Annotated in this window: 16 protein-coding genes; 6 read left to right on the top strand and 10 right to left on the bottom strand. The window is 69.5% G+C overall.

Annotated elements, in window-relative coordinates; translation table 11 throughout:
* Positions 1-1,186: tetratricopeptide repeat protein (locus FXF51_RS61465; RefSeq protein ID WP_187415073.1), on the top strand; the 1,186-nt coding region annotated here is incomplete at its 5' end.
* Positions 1,187-1,213: 27 nt separating this feature from the next.
* On the opposite strand, the gene FXF51_RS53985 is transcribed toward FXF51_RS61465, so the two are convergent.
* The 3 genes from FXF51_RS53985 to FXF51_RS53975 are packed head-to-tail and all read right to left on the bottom strand — an operon-like array spanning position 1,214 to position 4,180.
* Complete coding sequence (locus tag FXF51_RS53985) at positions 1,214-1,582, bottom strand: VOC family protein (RefSeq protein WP_148442649.1); 369 nt, start codon at positions 1,580-1,582, stop codon at positions 1,214-1,216.
* A 53-nt stretch (positions 1,583-1,635) separates the two neighbouring features.
* Positions 1,636-2,745, bottom strand: a complete 1,110-nt coding sequence (gene ald / locus FXF51_RS53980; RefSeq protein WP_148442647.1) for an alanine dehydrogenase — start codon at positions 2,743-2,745, stop codon at positions 1,636-1,638.
* A gap of 52 nt (positions 2,746-2,797) precedes the next feature.
* Positions 2,798-4,180: an aspartate aminotransferase family protein gene (locus tag FXF51_RS53975; RefSeq protein WP_148442645.1), complete on the bottom strand. Its 1,383-nt coding sequence runs from the start codon at positions 4,178-4,180 to the stop codon at positions 2,798-2,800.
* Between the two features lie 253 nt (positions 4,181-4,433).
* On the opposite strand from FXF51_RS53975, the gene FXF51_RS53970 reads away from it, so the two are divergent.
* Positions 4,434-5,789, top strand: a complete 1,356-nt coding sequence (locus FXF51_RS53970) for a dipeptidase (protein ID WP_148442643.1) — start codon at positions 4,434-4,436, stop codon at positions 5,787-5,789.
* A gap of 317 nt (positions 5,790-6,106) precedes the next feature.
* Here FXF51_RS53970 and FXF51_RS53965 read toward each other — a convergent pair whose 3' ends face one another.
* From FXF51_RS53965 to FXF51_RS53955, 3 genes are all read right to left on the bottom strand, one after another.
* The gene (locus FXF51_RS53965) at positions 6,107-6,718 is read right to left on the bottom strand and encodes an RloB family protein (RefSeq protein ID WP_148442642.1); all 612 of its coding nucleotides are present in this window, start codon (positions 6,716-6,718) and stop codon (positions 6,107-6,109) included.
* A gap of 5 nt (positions 6,719-6,723) precedes the next feature.
* Complete coding sequence (locus tag FXF51_RS53960; RefSeq protein WP_148442641.1) at positions 6,724-8,016, bottom strand: AAA family ATPase; 1,293 nt, start codon at positions 8,014-8,016, stop codon at positions 6,724-6,726.
* Between the two features lie 141 nt (positions 8,017-8,157).
* On the bottom strand, positions 8,158-8,643 hold the full coding sequence (locus FXF51_RS53955; protein ID WP_148442640.1) for a carboxymuconolactone decarboxylase family protein: 486 nt from the start codon (positions 8,641-8,643) through the stop codon (positions 8,158-8,160).
* 253 nt (positions 8,644-8,896) lie between these two features.
* Here FXF51_RS53955 and FXF51_RS53950 point away from each other — a divergent pair, with 253 nt between their 5' ends.
* Positions 8,897-9,775 carry an RNA polymerase sigma-70 factor gene (locus FXF51_RS53950; protein WP_148442656.1) on the top strand — a complete coding sequence of 293 codons (879 nt, stop codon included), beginning with the start codon at positions 8,897-8,899 and terminating at the stop codon, positions 9,773-9,775.
* Positions 9,776-10,356: 581 nt separating this feature from the next.
* Here FXF51_RS53950 and FXF51_RS53945 read toward each other — a convergent pair.
* Complete coding sequence (locus FXF51_RS53945) at positions 10,357-10,968, bottom strand: hypothetical protein (RefSeq protein WP_148442639.1); 612 nt, start codon at positions 10,966-10,968, stop codon at positions 10,357-10,359.
* A 436-nt stretch (positions 10,969-11,404) separates the two neighbouring features.
* On the opposite strand from FXF51_RS53945, the gene FXF51_RS53940 reads away from it, so the two are divergent.
* Together FXF51_RS53940 and FXF51_RS53935 are read left to right on the top strand one after the other, a co-directional pair.
* Positions 11,405-12,505, top strand: coding sequence for a MerR family transcriptional regulator (locus tag FXF51_RS53940; RefSeq protein ID WP_148442638.1), 1,101 nt, complete (start codon positions 11,405-11,407; stop codon positions 12,503-12,505).
* A 37-nt stretch (positions 12,506-12,542) separates the two neighbouring features.
* A complete protein-coding gene (locus tag FXF51_RS53935; RefSeq protein ID WP_262380500.1) occupies positions 12,543-13,769 on the top strand; it encodes an MFS transporter in 1,227 nt (408 codons plus the stop codon).
* A gap of 51 nt (positions 13,770-13,820) precedes the next feature.
* Here the strand turns inward: FXF51_RS53935 and FXF51_RS53930 are convergent, their stop codons facing one another.
* The gene (locus FXF51_RS53930) at positions 13,821-14,645 is read right to left on the bottom strand and encodes an MBL fold metallo-hydrolase (RefSeq protein ID WP_148442637.1); all 825 of its coding nucleotides are present in this window, start codon (positions 14,643-14,645) and stop codon (positions 13,821-13,823) included.
* Entirely contained in the window at positions 14,639-15,235 is a 597-nt protein-coding gene (locus FXF51_RS53925; protein WP_148442636.1) for a dihydrofolate reductase family protein, read from the bottom strand. Before FXF51_RS53925 ends, FXF51_RS53930 begins: the two co-directional genes overlap by 7 nt.
* A gap of 73 nt (positions 15,236-15,308) precedes the next feature.
* On the opposite strand from FXF51_RS53925, the gene FXF51_RS53920 reads away from it, so the two are divergent.
* Positions 15,309-15,803: a winged helix-turn-helix transcriptional regulator gene (locus tag FXF51_RS53920; RefSeq protein ID WP_148442635.1), complete on the top strand. Its 495-nt coding sequence runs from the start codon at positions 15,309-15,311 to the stop codon at positions 15,801-15,803.
* On the opposite strand, the gene FXF51_RS53915 is transcribed toward FXF51_RS53920, so the two are convergent.
* Positions 15,688-16,539: a polyprenol monophosphomannose synthase gene (locus tag FXF51_RS53915; RefSeq protein ID WP_262380499.1), complete on the bottom strand. Its 852-nt coding sequence runs from the start codon at positions 16,537-16,539 to the stop codon at positions 15,688-15,690. The two genes, FXF51_RS53920 and FXF51_RS53915, sit on opposite strands and share 116 nt — an antisense overlap.
* Positions 16,540-16,659: the final 120 nt, after the last annotated feature.

Below are 16,659 nucleotides of genomic sequence, written 5' to 3'. Positions count from 1 at the left end.
CTACAACCTGGGCATCTGGCACGAGAAACACGGCAGCCTGGAGGACGCCGTCACCTGGTACGAGGCCGCCGCCAGCACCGGCGACGCCGAGGCCGCCACGAACCTGGCCCTGCTCCTGCTGGAGCAGCGCGGCGACGTCGGCGCGGCCAGGGTCTGGTTCGAGGGCGCCGCCAACGCCGGCTCCAGGACGGCCGCCCGCAGGCTCGCGCTGATGTGCGAGGACGCGGGCGAGCTCGTCCCCGCCCGCGAGTGGCACCGCAGGGCGGCCGAGGGCGGCGACGCGGCCTCCGCCTGCGACCTGGGGTTCCTGGCGTACTGCGCGGGCGAGGACGCCGAAGCCGTCCACTGGTGGGAGTGCGCCGCCAGGGGCGGCCACGCCGACGCCGCCTACTGCCTGGGCCTCTACCTGCACGCCAGCCGCGACCCCGAGGGCGCCGAGGCCTACTACCGGCTATCGGCCAGGAGCGAGCACCCGGGAGCCGCGTCGCGGCTCGGCGGCGTGGCGCTGTCCAGGGGCGACCTGCGGGCCGCGCGGGCCTGGTTCGAGCAGGCCGCGAACGCCGGGCGCGCCCACGACCAGCGGATGGCCGGGTTCGTCTGCGTCGAGCTGGACGACACGGCCGCCGCCAGCCACTGGTTCGGCCGGGCGGCGGCCGGCGGGGACGCCGAATCCGCCTTCAACTACGGGCTGCTGCTCATCGCCGAGTTCGGCGACCTGGCGGGCGGGCAGCACTGGTTCAGGCAGGCGGCGCGGGCCGGGCACCACCGGGCCGCCGTCGAGCTGGGCGGGCTGCTGTCGGTGGCCGGGCAGCACGGGGAGGCGCAGGAATGGCTGGCCGACCCGCCCCCGCCGTCCTGGGCCAGACCCGCCGAGCCCGAGCTGACCGCCCGCGCCGAGCTGGCCGCGGCGGCCACCCGGCGCAGGGGCGGGGCCGAGCTGGAGGCGGCCGACCTGGCCGAGGTGCTGTCCACGTGGGACCTGGTCACCAGGCCGTTGCACGACCATTCCGACGTGCTGGCGTGGCTGGTGGAGCGCAGCGGCGCGCACGCCAGCGCGGTGGAGCACCTGGCGTCGGTGCGGGGGGCGCTGGTACGGCCGGGCAGCGCGCCGTGGCCCAGCCCCGGAGAGCTCCAGCACGTGCTGGTGACGGCCCGCGACCTGCGCTGGCGGCTCGGCATCCGCTGACCAGCACTGTCACTCGGCATCCGCCGACTAGCGCTGCCCCAGATGGAACAGGTGCCCGTCGTCGTCCTTGAAGACGGCCGACCAGCCCCACGGCTGCTGGTTCGGCGGCTGGGTGAATTCCACCCCGCGCGCCACCAGCTCCTGGTGCGTCTTGACGATGTCGTCGGTGTGGAACATCACGTAGTTCGGCAGGTCCTTGACCAGCGCAGGCCAGCTCGGGTCGGCGTGGTGGATGACCAGCCGGGCGCCGCCCGCGGGCGGCTCGACCTCGATCCAGCGGTGCTCGCCGTACGGCATGTCGCGCACGACCTCGAAGCCCATCCTGCCGCTCCAGAAGTCGACCGCGCGCTGCTGGTCCTCGACGTAGACGGTGACCTGACTGATGCCGAGCGTCATCGCTCCTCCTCAGGTTGTCAGGGGGCACGGCCGGACCGCGCCCCCTGACACCATCACACCACCTCGGCGACCGGCGTGTACGGCAGACCGAGCGCCTCGGCGACCGGCTCGTTCGTCAGCTTGCCGCCGTGCGTGTTGAGCCCGCCCGCCAGGCCCGCGTCCGACTTGACCGCGTCCCGCCAGCCCAGGTTGGCGAGCTTCACCGCGTACGGGAGCGTCGCGTTGGTCAGGGCGTAGGTGGAGGTGTTGGCCACGGAGCCCGGCATGTTCGCCACGCAGTAGAAGACCGACTCGTGCACCTTGTACGTCGGCTCGGCGTGCGTGGTCGGGCGCGAGTCCTCGAAGCAGCCGCCCTGGTCGATGGCGATGTCGACGAGCACCGAGCCCGGCTTCATGCGCGCGACGAGGGCGTTGGAGACCAGCGTCGGAGCCTTGGCGCCGGGGATCAGCACCGCGCCGATGACCAGGTCGGCCTGGAGGACCTCCTGCTCGATCGCGTACGAGGTGGAGACCAGCGTCTTGAGGCGGCCCTGGTAGACGGCGTCGATGAAGCGCAGCCGGTCGATGTTGGTGTCGAGCACGGTGACGTCGGCGCCCATGCCGACGGCGATCTGCGCCGCGTTCAGGCCGGACACGCCGCCGCCGATCACGACCACCTTCGCCGGGGCCACGCCGGGCACGCCACCGGGCAGGACGCCCCGACCGCCGTTGAAGCGCATAAGGTTGTAGGCGCCCACCTGCGGCGCCAGCCTTCCGGCCACCTCGGACATGGGGGCGAGCAGCGGCAGCGCGTTGCCCACCTGCACGGTCTCGTACGCGATGCCCGTCGTGCGCGCGCCGAGCAGCGCGTCGGTGCACGGCCGGGAGGCGGCCAGGTGCAGGTACGTGAACAGCACCAGCCCCTCGCGCAGCCGGTGGTACTCCTCGGCGATCGGCTCCTTGACCTTGAGCACCATGTCGGCGCCGGCCCAGACGGCGTCGGCGCTGTCGAGGATCTTCGCGCCGGCCGCGAGGTACTCCTCGTCCGTGATCTGCGAGCCCAGGCCGGCGCCCCGCTGTACGGTGACGTCGTGCCCGTTGCGCACCAGCTCGTGCACGCCCGCCGGGGTGGCGGCGACGCGATATTCGTGGTTTTTGACCTCGGCTGGAACGCCGATCTTCATGGCGGTGGATCCTTTCGGGAACCGGCACTCCGTCGTACCGGATTGAGGGGTGTCAGAGCTGAGCCCAGGCTTCGGCGAGCACGCCGCGGAGGATCGCTCCGATCTCGTCGAACTCCTTCTGCCCGGCGATCAGCGGTGGGGCGAGCTGGATGACGGGGTCGCCGCGGTCGTCGGCGCGGCAGTAGAGGCCCGCGTCGAACAGCGCCTTCGACAGGTACCCGCGCAGCAGCCGCTCCGACTCGTCGGCGGTGAACGTCTCCTTGGTGGCCTTGTCCTTGACCAGCTCGATGCCCCAGAAGTAGCCGGAGCCGCGCACGTCGCCGACGATGGGCAGGTCGCGCAGGTCGTCGAGGGTCTGCTTGAAGCGCGGCTCGTTCGCCGTCACGTGGCCCAGCAGGTCCTCGCGCTCGAAGATGTCGAGGTTGGCCAGTGCCACGGCGGCGGAGACCGGGTGGCCGCCGAAGGTGTATCCGTGGGCGAACATGGTGTCGCCGTCCTTGAACGGCTCGAACAGCCGCTCGTGCGCGATCATCGCCCCGATCGGGGAGTAACCGCTGGTCATGCCCTTGGCACAGGTGATGATGTCGGGCACGTAGTCGAACTTCTGGCCGCCGAACATGGTGCCCAGCCGGCCGAAGGCGCAGATGACCTCGTCCGAGACGAGCAGGACGTCGTACTCGTCGCAGATCTCGCGCAGGCGCTGGAAGTAGCCGGGGGGCGGCGGGAAGCAGCCGCCCGCGTTCTGGACGGGCTCGGCGAAGACGGCGGCCACCGTGTCGGGGCCCTCCATCTCGATGGCTCGGGCGACGCGCTCGGCGGCCCAGAAGCCGTACTCCTCGGGCGTCATGCCCTTGACGCCGGTGATCTCGTCCGCGCGGTAGTGGTTGGTGTTCGGCACCCGCACCGAGCCGGGCACCAGCGGCTCGAACATCTGCTTGAACGCCGGGATGCCGGTGATCGACAGGGCGCCCTGCGGGGTGCCGTGGTAGGCGATCTGGCGGCTGATGACCTTGTGCTTGAGCGGCTTGCCGATGAGCTTGTAGTACTGCTTGGCCAGCTTCCAGGCGGTCTCGACCGCCTCACCGCCGCCCGTGGTGAAGAAGACGCGGTTCAGCTCGCCGGGAGTGTAGGCGGCCAGGCGCTGGGCCAGCTCGGCCGCCTTAGGGTGGGCGTAGGACCACAGCGGGAAGAACGCCAGCTCCTGGGCCTGCTTGGCGGCGGCCTCCGCCAGCTCCTGCCGCCCGTGGCCCACCTGGACCACGAACAGCCCGGCCAGACCGTCGAGGTAGCGCTTGCCGTGGATGTCGTAGACGTAGGACCCCTCACCGCGCACGATGGTCGGGATCTCGGACTGCTGGTAGGCGCTGTGCCTGGTGAAGTGCAACCACAGGTTGTCCTGCGCGGCCTTCAGGACGTCGTGTTCCGGCTGCGTCATGGTTATCTTCCCTCGTGTCTGAACTAGCCACAGTGTGACGGTTCACCTGCGGGTTTGCCAAGCGAATCGGTCGCAGCACTATGCAAGAAAATCGGTATCCGCAGAACCGCTATGTAACAACAACGAAATCCGCAGGTAGATTAGCCCGCGGGTCAAGGCCGTCCCAGCACCTCGTTTCCGCAGCACAGGGCCGGTTGTGATCCAATGGACGAATCGCTGTGAATAGGTGAAGAACGACCCCGGGGGACCCTCCGTGACTCCAGATCAGATCGAGAGCGCTGTCCGCTCCGCGATGCCACAGGCCGTCGAGGAGCTCAAGCGGCTCGCCGCCATCCCGTCCGTGGCCTTCCCCGGGCACCCGGAAGAGCCCGTGTTCGCCGCGGCCGCCATGACGGAGGAGCTGCTGCGCTCCACCGGCCTGCCGCGCGTGCAGCAGGTGCCCGTCGACGGCAGCTTCCCCGCCGTCTTCGGCGAGGCCCCGGCGCCTCCCGGCATGCCCACAGTGCTCCTGTACGCGCACTACGACGTGCAGCCGGCGGGGGACCCGGCCGCATGGCGCACCCCGCCGTTCGAGCCGACGCTCATCGACGGACGCCTGTACGGACGCGGCACCGCCGACGACAAGTCCGGCATCATCTCCCACATCACCGCCCTGCGGAGCTTCCAGGGCCAGTTCCCCGTGGGCATCAAGGTCATCATCGAAGGCCAGGAAGAATACGCGGGCGACCGCCTGGAAGCCTTCGTCGAACGCAACCCCGACCTGCTGCGCGCCGACGCCATCGTCGTCGCCGACACCGGCAACCCGCGCGTCGGCGACCCGGCCGTCACCACGTCGCTGCGCGGCATGGCCGCCTTCACCGTCGAGGTCCGCACCCTGAAGGAGGCCGTGCACAGCGGCTCCTTCGGCGGCGCCGCCCCCGACGCGCTCGCCGCCCTCATGCGCATGCTCACCTCGCTGCACGACGACAACGGCGACATCCGCGTCCCCGGGCTGCCCCGCGGGTCGTTCCTCGGGCAGGGGCCGTCGGAGGAGGAGTTCAGGCGCACCTCCGGAGTGCTCGACGGGGTGTCCCTCGTCGGCTCCGGCTCGCTCGCCGACCGGCTCTGGTCCTCCTACGCCATCACCGTCACCGGCCTGGACGTCCCCACCGTGTCCGGCGCCGTCAACGCGGTCCAGCCCGCCGTACGCGCCCGCATCACCGTCCGCGTCCCCCCGGCCGGCGACCCCAAGACCACCGTGAACGCGGTCGTGGAGTTCCTGCGCCAGGTCGCGCCATGGGGCGTGCAGGTGTCGTTCGGCGACTTCACGGTCGGCTCCGGCTACCAGGCCGACTCGGGCGGCAAGGCCCGCGCCGCCCTCAACCGGGCCATGGAACGCGCCTTCGGCCGGCCGCCGCGCGACGTCGGCGCCGGAGGGTCGATCCCGCTGGTCAACACGCTGCTGCGGCAGTTCCCCGCGGCCGAGATCCTCTTGTTCGGAGCTGAGGACGAGGAAGCGGCCATCCACGCGCCCAACGAGCGCGTGGATCTGGAGGAGCTGCGGCGGGTCGCCACCACGGAGGCCCTCTTCCTTCAGGAGCTCAGCCTTCCCTCAGCCCTCGGCGTCTAGCCACCCACCCGTGGCTCGATGGGGTGGTTGCCCATCTGGCCCCCACCCCGAAAAAGGGCTTCGCCGGAGGCGCTTCGCGCAAAGGAGCTCAGGCGCTGTTATTCAGGCGCCTCCGGCGCCTCTCGCCCGCCCCAATCCCATTTACCGGGCTGGCCGTTGGGAGCCCACCCCGAAACAAGGGCTTCGCGCAGTCGCGCTCAGGCGCTTTGATCAGGCGCCTGCGGCGCAACCCCAGCGCCTTCGGCGCTCTCGTTCGTCTGATGCCCATGGAATGGAAGGACCCAGCAACACCGGAACCGCGCGACCGCACCATTCGGTCAAGAAGGTTGAATCGCGGCGAGCAACTCCCCCATCGCCGACGACGGGTTGTCGTCGGGACATGTGCTTTCTTGCCGGGTATGGCGTTTCGTCAGCGAGAACGCTCGCTGAACCGCCTCGTGCCGACGCGGCATGTACTGGCCAGGATCGATGCGCTTTCCGGTGCGCCCGTCAAGCTTGCGGCTTCTGCTCTCGGCCTCTCTGGTACCGATGAATGCCGTCTGGTCCTCAAAGTGCAGGATCAGCCACAGCTCGAAACACGGATTCGAGATGGCGAGCCGGATACCGTGCTCCTGTGCTAACCGAATCGCCTGCTTCAGGTTCGGGTGATTTTTGGGCCACTCGACGTCGAACACGCACCAACATTGGTCTACCTCGTCATCGCGGTTCCGCTCGACCGCGCGCTTCACCAGGGTCAGCGGTACTCCTTGCCCGGGATCGATCTCGACGTTGATCGACGTATTGGCGCGGATCTCCGGCAAACGCTTCAAGGCGTTGATGTAGTCGGGCTCAGACGCCTCGCCTTCGCAGAACACGACGATGGTCTTGCGCTCCGGGCGATTCGCCGTCCTGCGGCGTAGATCTTTCGCCTTGGTTCTCCGTGGTGCCATTTCGATCAGCCGATCAGCCCGCGAGCCCGAAGGAATTCAGTGCGATCGACATCAGGCAGTGCGCCGAAGCGTCCATGCAGGTATGCCTTCTCCAGGTTCTGCGACTTCCGAACCCGCTCACCGGCGTACTCCGCCAGTGCGCCGAGCCTGGTCACAGCATCCTCGGCTTTCTCAGTCAGCCATACCTCGTCCCTGTTGAGGTGATTCAGCAGCGTTGTGTCGTGCGAGGTGAAGACCAACTGCGCACCCTTCGGATTCGTGTCCGGGTCGTGGAACAATCGCAGCAACTGCATGGAGAGCGTCGGGTGCAAGCTCGCGTCCAGTTCGTCGAACAGCAGCACCGAACCGGCCTTCAGCGCTGCCAGCACCGGGCCGATGAGATGAAACCAGGTGCGCGTCCCCTCCGACTCCGCGGCGAAGTCGAGCGGCGCCTTCTCGTTGGCCGTTCGATGCACGAGACGTACCCGGCGTTGCGTTCGCGGGCCATCCGGATGGGCAACCACGTACTGATCGATCAGCACGTCGTCGATACCCAGATCCGCCAATCGGAGCAGAGCCAACGCCTGGGCACGGTCTGCTTGGAAAAGCACGCCCGCCTCCTCCAAACCGGGCAATGGCATCTGGTCGCCGCCCGGTTCTTCTTCGAACCAGCGCATGGTGGAGCGCGCCGTACGATATTGCGGGCCTCGTGGGCGACGCGGAGGCAGGCCAAGAGTCTGCGCGGCGAGCAGCCAATCCGCGAAGTCGGACACTACAGGCTCGTCGAACCGTCGCGCGATCGACAGCGCCAGTGTGCGAGGCGTCAACAGGTTGCGTGTGCCGGAGATGCTTCCCAGACCGCGTTGAAGCTTGAACTGACTTCCTTCCCGTTCGAAAATGCGCCGCCGTTTCTTCTCCGGGTAATGGAGCAAGGCTTCATAGCGCACCGCCTGGCGATCGAGCTCAACCATGTACTCGAAGCGCACACCGGAGATCACGGACTCGATCGTGAACTCGGACGGTCGTCCCGGACCCTCACCGAACGCGAACGGCTCCACAGGAATCTCGTCGTCCCACATGCGCAGAGATTCACGGACGGCCACGCGCAGCCACGTGATGGCGGCGATGACGTTGGACTTGCCGGAGGCGTTCGGACCGAAGATCGCGGCGACCGGTAGCAAGCTCTCGCCCAAGTTGGGCACCGGATGCGCCTCGGCACGGTCCCGATCGACGGCCACCATCGACAACTCGACCGGATCAAGCATCGAGCGGAAGTTCGCCGTCTCAAAGCGGATCAGCACAGCCTCACCTTCCAGCATTCAGGCAGCCATCATAGGCTTGATTCCGTCGAGGATGAGCGAAGAACCTCCTTTATTTGCATTCTCACCGCAGACACAGGCCGGGAAGCATCCGCGATCCGGCCCGGGCTGAGATCACTCCGGGCCGGATTGGCGGGCAGCTCAGCTCGACAACCCGCTGAACATGCCAGCCTCGTAGGAACCACCCTGGTTCCGAAGAATCACATTGAGCCGGTTGGCGGCGTTGATCATGGCGACCAGCGCGACCAACGCGGCGACCTGATCGTCGTCATAGTGCTTGCGCACCTGCTCCCAGGTCTCGTCCGACACCCCGAGGTGGGCGTCAGCGAGGCGGGTGCCCTCCTCGGCGAGCGCCAGCGCCGCCCGCTCGGCCTCGGTGAAGACGGTGCTCTCGCGCCACACGGCGACCAGGTTGAGCCGGACCGCGCTCATGCCGTCGGCCGCGGCGTCCTTGGTGTGGTAGTCGACGCAGAAGGCGCAGCCGTTGATCTGGCTGGCGCGGGTCATCACCAGGTACTGCGTCTCCTTGGGCAGCGACGACTGCTCGATCACCGTGCTGACGCCGTACAGCCGCTTGCTGAACTTGGCGCCGAGTTCGTTGGCGAACATGTTGAAACGGAGGTCCATGGGGGTTTTCCTCACTTACTGGTGGTGTCGTGTGCCTGACGACATGGAGATGCCAGTGAGCCGGTCCTCGTGACAGTGCGGGTTTGTGATGTATGCCACCGCGGGCGGGTGTCACAGGGCGGTGGGGAGCGGCATCTCGTGTGTGGGACGACCTAAGCGACGCGGGCAGGAGTCAGCCATGAGTGAGCCCACCAGGCGGGAGCGGGCCGTCAGTCGCGTGGGCGCGGGTGAGCCGGGCGGTGGCGGGAGCCGCATGGACGCCGCGACCGAGGCGTTCGTCGCGCACCGGAGCCTGCTGTTCACCGTCGCCTACGAGCTGCTCGGCTCGGCCGCCGACGCCGAGGACGTTCTTCAGGAGACCTGGCTGAGGTGGGTGGGCGTCGAACTCGGCGAGGTGCGGGACCAGCGGGCGTACCTGGTGCAGATCACCACCCGGCAGGCCCTGGGACGGCTGCGGGTGCTCGGCCGACGCAAGGAGTCCTACGTCGGGCCCTGGCTGCCGGAGCCGCTGCTTACCGCGCCCGACGTGGCCGAGGACGTCGAGCTGGCCGAGAGCGTGTCGATGGCGATGCTGCTGGTGCTGGAGACGCTCAAGCCGACCGAGCGGGCCGTGTTCGTGCTGCGCGAGGTGTTCGGGCTGGAGTACGAGGAGATCGCCGAGGCCGTCGGCAAGAGCGCGGTCACGGTGCGGCAGATCGCCCACCGGGCGCGGGCACACGTCGCGGCGCGCCGGCCGCGCAGCGCCGCCTCCCCGGCGGAGTCCCGTGACGCGCTCGCGGCGTTCAAACGAGCCATCGAGACGGGCGACCTGCGGGACCTGCTCGGCGTTCTCGCGCCGGACGTCGTCCTGCTGACGGACGGCGGCGGGGTCGTTCAGGCCGTGCCGCATCCCGTCGTGGGGGCGGGCAAGGTGGCTCATCTGCTGGACGTCGGCCTGCCCAAGCTCAGCGGCCGGGTCACGGCCACGCCGGCGCAGATCAACGGTTGCCCCGCGCTGATCGTCCGGATCGATGGGGAGATCGACAACGTGGTGGCAGTGCGGGTGGACGATGGGCTGGTGACGGGGCTGTACTTCGTGCGGAATCCCGAGAAGTTGTCGCGGGTGCGGAGGGAAATCGCGGTCAGCCGCTGAGAGGTTTTGACAGGACCATCGGCTTCGCGTGGGCGGCGCCGTTGGGTGAGGGCATACTGGCCAGGTGGGGGATGCCGAGGGCGAGCCGCTGGTCGGCGGCCGGATGACACAGGGAGTGGTGCGCCGCCGCGAGGTACTGACATAGCTGGACGGAAAGGTTCCTGTCGATCCCGCCTGGCAGCCGGGTCGCGGGGCACCGCCTGCCTGTGCACACCCGCGGCAACGACGCGCTCATCGGCGCCGGACGGCTCATCCGTGACTTGCACGAGGCATCCTGGCCCACGCGGAGCGCATCGCCACGTGGCCGCTGTCACCGGCCGATGCCGCGGGGACCCTGAATCACATGATTAACGAACTCCGCTGGCTCCACACCATGCCCCGCTCTTGAGCGCGCTCTACGCTGACCCGCGCAAGCGGGAACGGCCGCGGCGAGTGCCTGCAACACTCCCGCGACCGTGATAACTCATCCTCGTGTGTCCGTTTCGGCAGGCCGGTCACGCATGACCAGGCTGTAGCCTTTCGCCGCCGCTAACCGCCGACCACGATGACAGATCCGCTCAGGCGAGGGCTCGCAGTGCGGTTCACTGCTCAGGCATGTCGGCGGGATCCGGAGCCGGCTCGTCAGTGGTCTCGCCTTCGTTGTTGGAAGCGAGTGGCTCACCCAGCACCGACGGGGATCCACCGAGGTCCCACGTGTACGCTCCCTTGCCGTCGTTGTTGACGTCGTAGACGATCTTGCCGTCTCCAGTCCAGCCTCCATCGACGGAGCTGTACATATATGCCGTTTCGCAAGTTTCCGAGCCACCGCCCTGGTTGTTCACCTCGTCCTCGTAGTCGCAGTTCTCGGTCTGATGGATCCTGTCGTGACGTTCGAGGCGAGTTTGCACAACGAATTTGTCGAACCGAACACCGTACGTGAGGCCGTCGACAGACCACCTCACCTGGATACGGCCCTTACGGTAGTTTCCGTTCGCCAGGACGCAGACTCTGGCCTCGACCAAGAGATCGGGCTTGCCCGGCAAGGCGATTTTCTTCTCCGCCCAGCTCCCCGTGCAGTTGGTGATGACCGCGGATGCGCCCTGAGCTGCGACCGCTGGCGCAGCTGCCACCGTGGAGGTGGCCGCCAAGGCAGCGGACAGGGACAAGGCCGTGACCATTGGGGCCGCGAATCGTCGAAACAGCGATGCGTGCATGTCTGACCTTTCTGTTCGAAATGAATGCCAAGGCCAGCACCAACTGATTTCTGGTCGGCGCGCCTCGGCTGACATTTCTAAGAGAGGAAAAGGCGTGAGAGTGTGACCCCGCTGCCTTGATGTGGCTGAGGTCACTCGGAGGGGCGATCGACGTCTTCCCGTGTGCCGTACCAAGCGGGCGCGCTGACAGGCAGCGCGGGCGCGGGTCCCCGAGCGCTGCTGCTTACGGACGGCGCAGGCCCGGATCTTCGAGCGCTGCCGGTAGGTTGCGTGGACGGCGGCGCAAGCCACGATCGCCGAACGTCGCCGGCGCGCGACAGTAATGGGCTCTGCGCGACCGTGGCTCGGATCGCGGTCTCGTGTTGACCTTCCCCCTGGGTGAAGCCGCACCATCGTTCGGTACCGGCCGCGGCGGCCGGGACGAGGAGGAGTGGTGGTGCGGCTGCTGACGATCGGGGCGTTCGCCCGGGCGGCGCGATTGTCGCCGAAAGCGCTGCGGCTCTATGACGAGCTCGGACTGTTGCGACCGGCCGCCGTGGACGGCGAGTCCGGATACCGGTTCTACGATCCGGCGCAACTGGAGCGGGCCCGGCTGATCGCCTGGCTGCGGAGGCTGGGCATGCCGCTGGCGCGTATCCGGAAGGTGTGCGACCTTCCGGCGGACGCCGCGGCCGGCGAGATCGCCGCGTACTGGGAGCAGGTGCTGGCGGAGACCGCCGCCCGTGGCGAGCTGGCCACCTTCCTCGTCGACTACCTGTCGGGGAGAGGGAGCACAGTGGAAGAGACGGCGACGCTGCTCGGGATCCGTTACGCCGCCCGGTCGGATTCCGGGCTGGGGCGAACGAGCAACGAGGACACCGCGTACGCGGGCCCGCGCCTGCTGGCCGTGGCCGACGGGGTGCGCGGGTCGAGCGGCGACCTGGCCAGCGCCGCCGCCGTCGAGGCGCTCAAGCCGCTGGAGACGATGACCGTCCCGGCCGAGGACCTGCTCGGGGCCCTGGCCGACGCGGTCGGGGACGCCGATCGGGCCCTGCGGGAGATCGCCGCCTCGGCGCCGTCGGGCGAGGCCGTCACCACGTTGACGGCGCTGCTCTGGTCGGGGTCGCGGCTGGCGCTGGTGCACATCGGTGACACGCGGGCCTATCTCGTACGGGACGGGGAGTTGTTCCAGATCACGCACGATCACACGTACGTGCAGGCGCTGGTGGACGAGGGGCGGCTGACGGCGGAGGAGGCGGCCTCGCATCCGCGGCGTGCGCTGCTGGCGCGGGCGCTGATGGGGGCGGGCGGTGCGCGGCCGCAACTGGCGCTGCACGACGCGGCGGCCGGTGACCGGTACCTGTTGTGCTCGGACGGTCTGTCCGCGGTGGTGGCCGCTTCGTCGTTGCGCGAGGTGCTGACCGGGGACGCGGCCCCTCAGGAGGTGCTCGACGAGCTGGTCGAGCGGGCGTACGCGGCGGGGGCGCCCGACAACATCGCCTGCGTGGTGGCCGACGTGGTGAGCCTGGAGACGCCGGTCGCGGGAGGCGAGCAGTGAGCGGACGAGCGGCGCCGGCAGCCGGGCGCGGCCGGTGATGGCGTCGCTCGGCGCCTACGCGATCGACCGCCGCCCCTTGGCCATCCCCGCCTTCAGAAGACTCTGGACGGCCTCGGCGGTGGGCGCGGTCGGCGGTTCGTTCGGCGTCGTGGCCGTGCCCGCGCAGCTCTACACGGTGAGTGGCTCCTCGGCGGTCGTGGGCGCGGCGAGCGCGGTGTCGTTCGCGGCGCTGGTGGTGGCGTCGTTGTGGGTCGGCGCGCTGGCGGACGTGCGGGACCGGCGAGGAGTGCTGCTGGTGGCGCACTGCGGTCTGGCGGCGACGTACGCGGCGCTGTGGCTGCAGGCGATGCTGGGCGCGGGCTCGGTGCCGCTGCTGATGGCGCTGGTCGCCTGCCAGGGCCTGTCGCTGGGCGCGATCATGACGACGATGGGCGCGGCGGTGCCCCGGCTGGTCCCCGCCGAGCTGCTGCCCGCGGCGAACAGTCTCAGCTCCCTGACCCGTTACGCCGGCTCGATCGTCGGGCCGGTGCTGGCCGGCGTCCTGATCCCGGTGGCCGGGCTGAGCACGCTGTATCTCTGTGACGCCGTCGCCCTCCTGGCCGTGGTCTGGGCGGTCGTCAAGCTGCCGCCGCTGCCGCCCCAGCCGGGCCCGCGCGAGCGCACGGCCGGGGTGCGGCATCTGGCGGGCAGCCGGTTGCTCGTGGCGGTGCTGCTGGTGGATCTGGCGGCGATGGTGTTCGGCATGCCGGTGGCGCTGTTTCCCGAGCTCGCCCTGCACACCTTCGGCGGGCCTGTGGGCGGCGGCCCCGAGCTGGGGCTGCTCTACGCCGCCTACCCTGCGGGGGTGGTCGTGGCCGGGCTGATGTCGGGGACGTTCACCCGCGCCCGGCGCCACGGCGCCGTCATGGCGGGGGCGGCTGCGGCTTGGGGGCTGACGGTGGTGCTGCTCGGGCTGGCCGGGGAGCTGTGGATGGCGCTGGTGGCGCTCGTCGCCGGTGGCGCGGTGAACTTCGTGCTGAGCACGTTCCGTAACGCCATCACGCAGGCGCACACTCCCGACGCGTTGCGCGGACGGATCCAGGGGTCGCTCACCGTGGTGCTGTTCGGCGGGCCGCATCTCGCGAACGTGCTGCACGGGGCCGCCTCCTCGGTCCTCGGCCATCGGGTGGTGATCGGCGTCGGCGGGCTGCTGACCGTGGTCACCGTGGCGGTCGTCACGTGGGCGTTCCCGGAGCTGCGGCGGCTGTCGCTCGCCCAAGCCTGAGCGCTACCGGCGTCTGACGGCAGGCGGGCCGCGGCGGCGGCGTTCAACGCCTCACCCGCGCTCACCCCTTCGCGCGAGACCCTGCAGCTGCCCGCCGTGCACATCGCTCACCCACTCCCAGCCCGGCTTGGCCGACGGGCCGATCCGCGGGTCATCGGGATCACGGCCCTCACGCAGGGCGAGCACGTACGCCCGATCCAGCTCGATCCGGGCCTGCGCCTCACCCGCCCCGCCGACCGACCCATGACCGGGAACGACGACCTCCACGTCACCCGCAACACCTTCCAGTAGCTCCAGCGCGCGCAGGTACTCGTCGATCGGGTCGGCGGCGCCCTCGAAGTCGAGCATCGGAACCAGGACGTCGGACAGCATGTCGCCGGCCACGAGAACCCCGCGGTCCTCGATGAACAGCGCCGCGTGGCCCGGGGCGTGCGCCTGGTGCTCGATGATCCGGGCCTGGGGACCGTCCCAGGGGATCCGCGTCGCCTCGGCGGGCAGGGCGGTGATGAGGCCGAGCAGGTCCATCGGCACCTGCCCGGCGATCTCCGTCTCGAGCAGGTGGTCGGCGATGCGCTCCTTGGCGTCCGCGTCCGAGAGCAGGTCCCGGACGGTGGCCGCGCAGCGCGCGGTGCCGTAACGGGGCGCTTCGCCGAGCCGAGCGTGCCAGAGCAGGTGATCCCAATCCGGATGCGTGGAGAACCCGGCCACCACGGGCGGGCCCGACTCGCTGAGGTCGTCCGCGAGGCAGTCGAGCTCGGAGCCGGTCACCCCGGGGTCGATGAGCAGCACACCGGCCCGGCCCCGCACCACGACGGCGTTGCTCTGCACGAACTCGCTCTGGTGGACCAGCACGTCCTGCGCGACCTGCCTCAGCACGAGCCCGCCTCCTTCGCGTCCTGAATGGTGTAGTGATGCATCGTGACGCCGTGCTCGAACGGTCGCTGTTCGATCAGGTCGAGGTCGATCGGCATGTCGTAGTCGTCGAACAGCGGCCTGCCGAAGCCGAGGATCGAGGGATGGGTGAAGAGCAGCAGCTCGTCGAGCAGCCCCGCCCGGAGCAGTTGGGTGGCGAGCGTCGCGCCGCCCACACTGATGCTGCCGTCGGTGGCGGCCCGCAGGGCGGCGAGTTGCTCGATGGCGTCGTCTCCGCCGATGATCCGGGTGTTGTGATCGGCGCTGCGGCGGGTGCGGGAGACGAGCACCTTGGGCTTCGCGGTCCAGATCTCGCCGTACTCGCGCATGAAGTCCGGCAGGGACGCGTCCTCGTGCGCCCGCGGCCAGCCCTCCTCCATGACCTCGTAGTAGACCCGGCCATGGACCATGAGCGCGAGCGACCGCGTCAGCGCGTTGGCCGCGCGGTGCAGCTCCTCGCCGAGACGCAGCCACTCGCCGGCGCCGTTGTCTCCAGGGACTTGCTCGATCCGCAGGTCGAGGGAAACCTGCATCGAGTAGACGAAGCGGCCCATCAGCCCCCTCCTCTCGAAAGTGATTGCGTTTTGCAAGTACTATAGGTGGGGCGAAACACCTGTCAAGGAGGAAATGGTGGAACCACGGTCCGGGTGTCCGATCAACGCCGCCGTCGAGGTGCTCGGAGATCGCTGGTCGTTGCTCGTGCTGCGCGACGTCATCTTCGGCGACCGCCGCTACTTCCGGGCGCTGCTGACCGGGTCGGTGGAGGGCATCGCCTCGAACATCCTCGCCGACCGCCTCGTGCGGCTCGTCGAGGGGGGCCTCCTCACCCGCGGCACCGCCATGCGGGGGCAGCGCGCCCGCTACAGCCTCACCGAAGCCGGCATCAGGACTCTTCCGATCATCTACGCCCTCGGCGACTGGGGCCTGGACTGGCGGCAGGGCAGCGCCGAGCTCCGGAGCCGGCAGCAGGTCATGCGCGACGAGGGGCCGGCGTTCATCGAGGAGCTCATGGACGAGCTTCGCGTCCGCCACCTCGGCGCCCCGCCGAAGCCGCACGACGGTCCGGGCCCGTTCGAGCGTCTCGAGGCCGCTGCCTGCCGAACCTCAGAGCGAACGGCCTGAGCATCGACTCCACCTGCACCGCGAAGCTGATCTTGCTGGACCCGGCGTTGCGCTCCTCGAAGTGGATCGGCATCTCGACGATCGCCCGCCCCAGCCGCTTGCACCGGTAGTTCATCTCCACCTGGAAGCTGTAACCGTCGCTGCGGACGGCGTTCAGGTCGATGCCTTCGAGCACGTCCCGATGCCAGATCTTGAAACCGCCCGTGGGGTCGCGCACGGACAGGTGCAGGATCGTGTTCACGTAGAGTCCCGCGAACCGGCTCAGCAGCCGCCGGTGCCGGCCCCACTGCGTGGACAGGGAGCCGCCCACGACGTACCGGCTGCCGATCACCACCCCGGCCCGGGTGGCGAGGATCGTGCCGAGCAGGTGCGGGATGTACTCGGGACGGTGGCTCAGGTCGCCGTCCATCTGCACCACGTACTCGTCGCCGCGCCCGAGCGCCTCCTGCATCCCGGCGATGTGGGCGCGCCCGATGCCCTCCTTGACCTTGCGGTGCAGCACCACCATGCGGCCGGGACGCTCCTCGTTCGCGCGCTTGGCGAGGTCGTCGGCGAGCGCGCCGGTGCCGTCGGGCGAGTCGTCGTCGGCGACGATCAGGCGGAGGTTGGGCAGGTCCAGGGCGAGGACGCGGTCCGCCAGCTCGCCGAGGTTGCCTGCCTCGTTGTACGTCGGCACCACGACCGCGACACGCGCCTCCCGCCAGGGGGACGGCAACGACCAGGCTCCTTCGTTCAAGACGCTCTCCTTGCACGGGCACGATGGCCCCAACACCCTACGGGCCCGCAAGATCGCCCGCCTCCCGCTCGGGCGGGGCGGTTCAGCCGGCTTCGAGATCGGAAATTCATGGAACCGCCG

It is taken from the genome of Nonomuraea sp. PA05, from assembly GCF_008086045.1.
Taxonomy (GTDB): domain Bacteria; phylum Actinomycetota; class Actinomycetes; order Streptosporangiales; family Streptosporangiaceae; genus Nonomuraea; species Nonomuraea monospora.
Note: the sequence above shows the minus strand (reverse complement) of the source record. Positions and strands in the feature narration are given on the sequence as shown.

Coding starts and splice junctions, on each gene's coding strand:
- FXF51_RS53985 (WP_148442649.1), bottom strand. CDS start 1,582: ATGACGCTCGGCATCAGTCAGGTCACCGTCTACGTCGAGGACCAGCAG.
- ald (WP_148442647.1), bottom strand. CDS start 2,745: ATGAAGATCGGCGTTCCAGCCGAGGTCAAAAACCACGAATATCGCGTC.
- FXF51_RS53975 (WP_148442645.1), bottom strand. CDS start 4,180: ATGACGCAGCCGGAACACGACGTCCTGAAGGCCGCGCAGGACAACCTG.
- FXF51_RS53965 (WP_148442642.1), bottom strand. CDS start 6,718: ATGGCACCACGGAGAACCAAGGCGAAAGATCTACGCCGCAGGACGGCG.
- FXF51_RS53960 (WP_148442641.1), bottom strand. CDS start 8,016: ATGCTGGAAGGTGAGGCTGTGCTGATCCGCTTTGAGACGGCGAACTTC.
- FXF51_RS53955 (WP_148442640.1), bottom strand. CDS start 8,643: ATGGACCTCCGTTTCAACATGTTCGCCAACGAACTCGGCGCCAAGTTC.
- FXF51_RS53950 (WP_148442656.1), top strand. CDS start 8,897: ATGGACGCCGCGACCGAGGCGTTCGTCGCGCACCGGAGCCTGCTGTTC.
- FXF51_RS53945 (WP_148442639.1), bottom strand. CDS start 10,968: ATGCACGCATCGCTGTTTCGACGATTCGCGGCCCCAATGGTCACGGCC.
- FXF51_RS53935 (WP_262380500.1), top strand. CDS start 12,543: ATGGCGTCGCTCGGCGCCTACGCGATCGACCGCCGCCCCTTGGCCATC.
- FXF51_RS53925 (WP_148442636.1), bottom strand. CDS start 15,235: ATGGGCCGCTTCGTCTACTCGATGCAGGTTTCCCTCGACCTGCGGATC.
- FXF51_RS53920 (WP_148442635.1), top strand. CDS start 15,309: ATGGTGGAACCACGGTCCGGGTGTCCGATCAACGCCGCCGTCGAGGTG.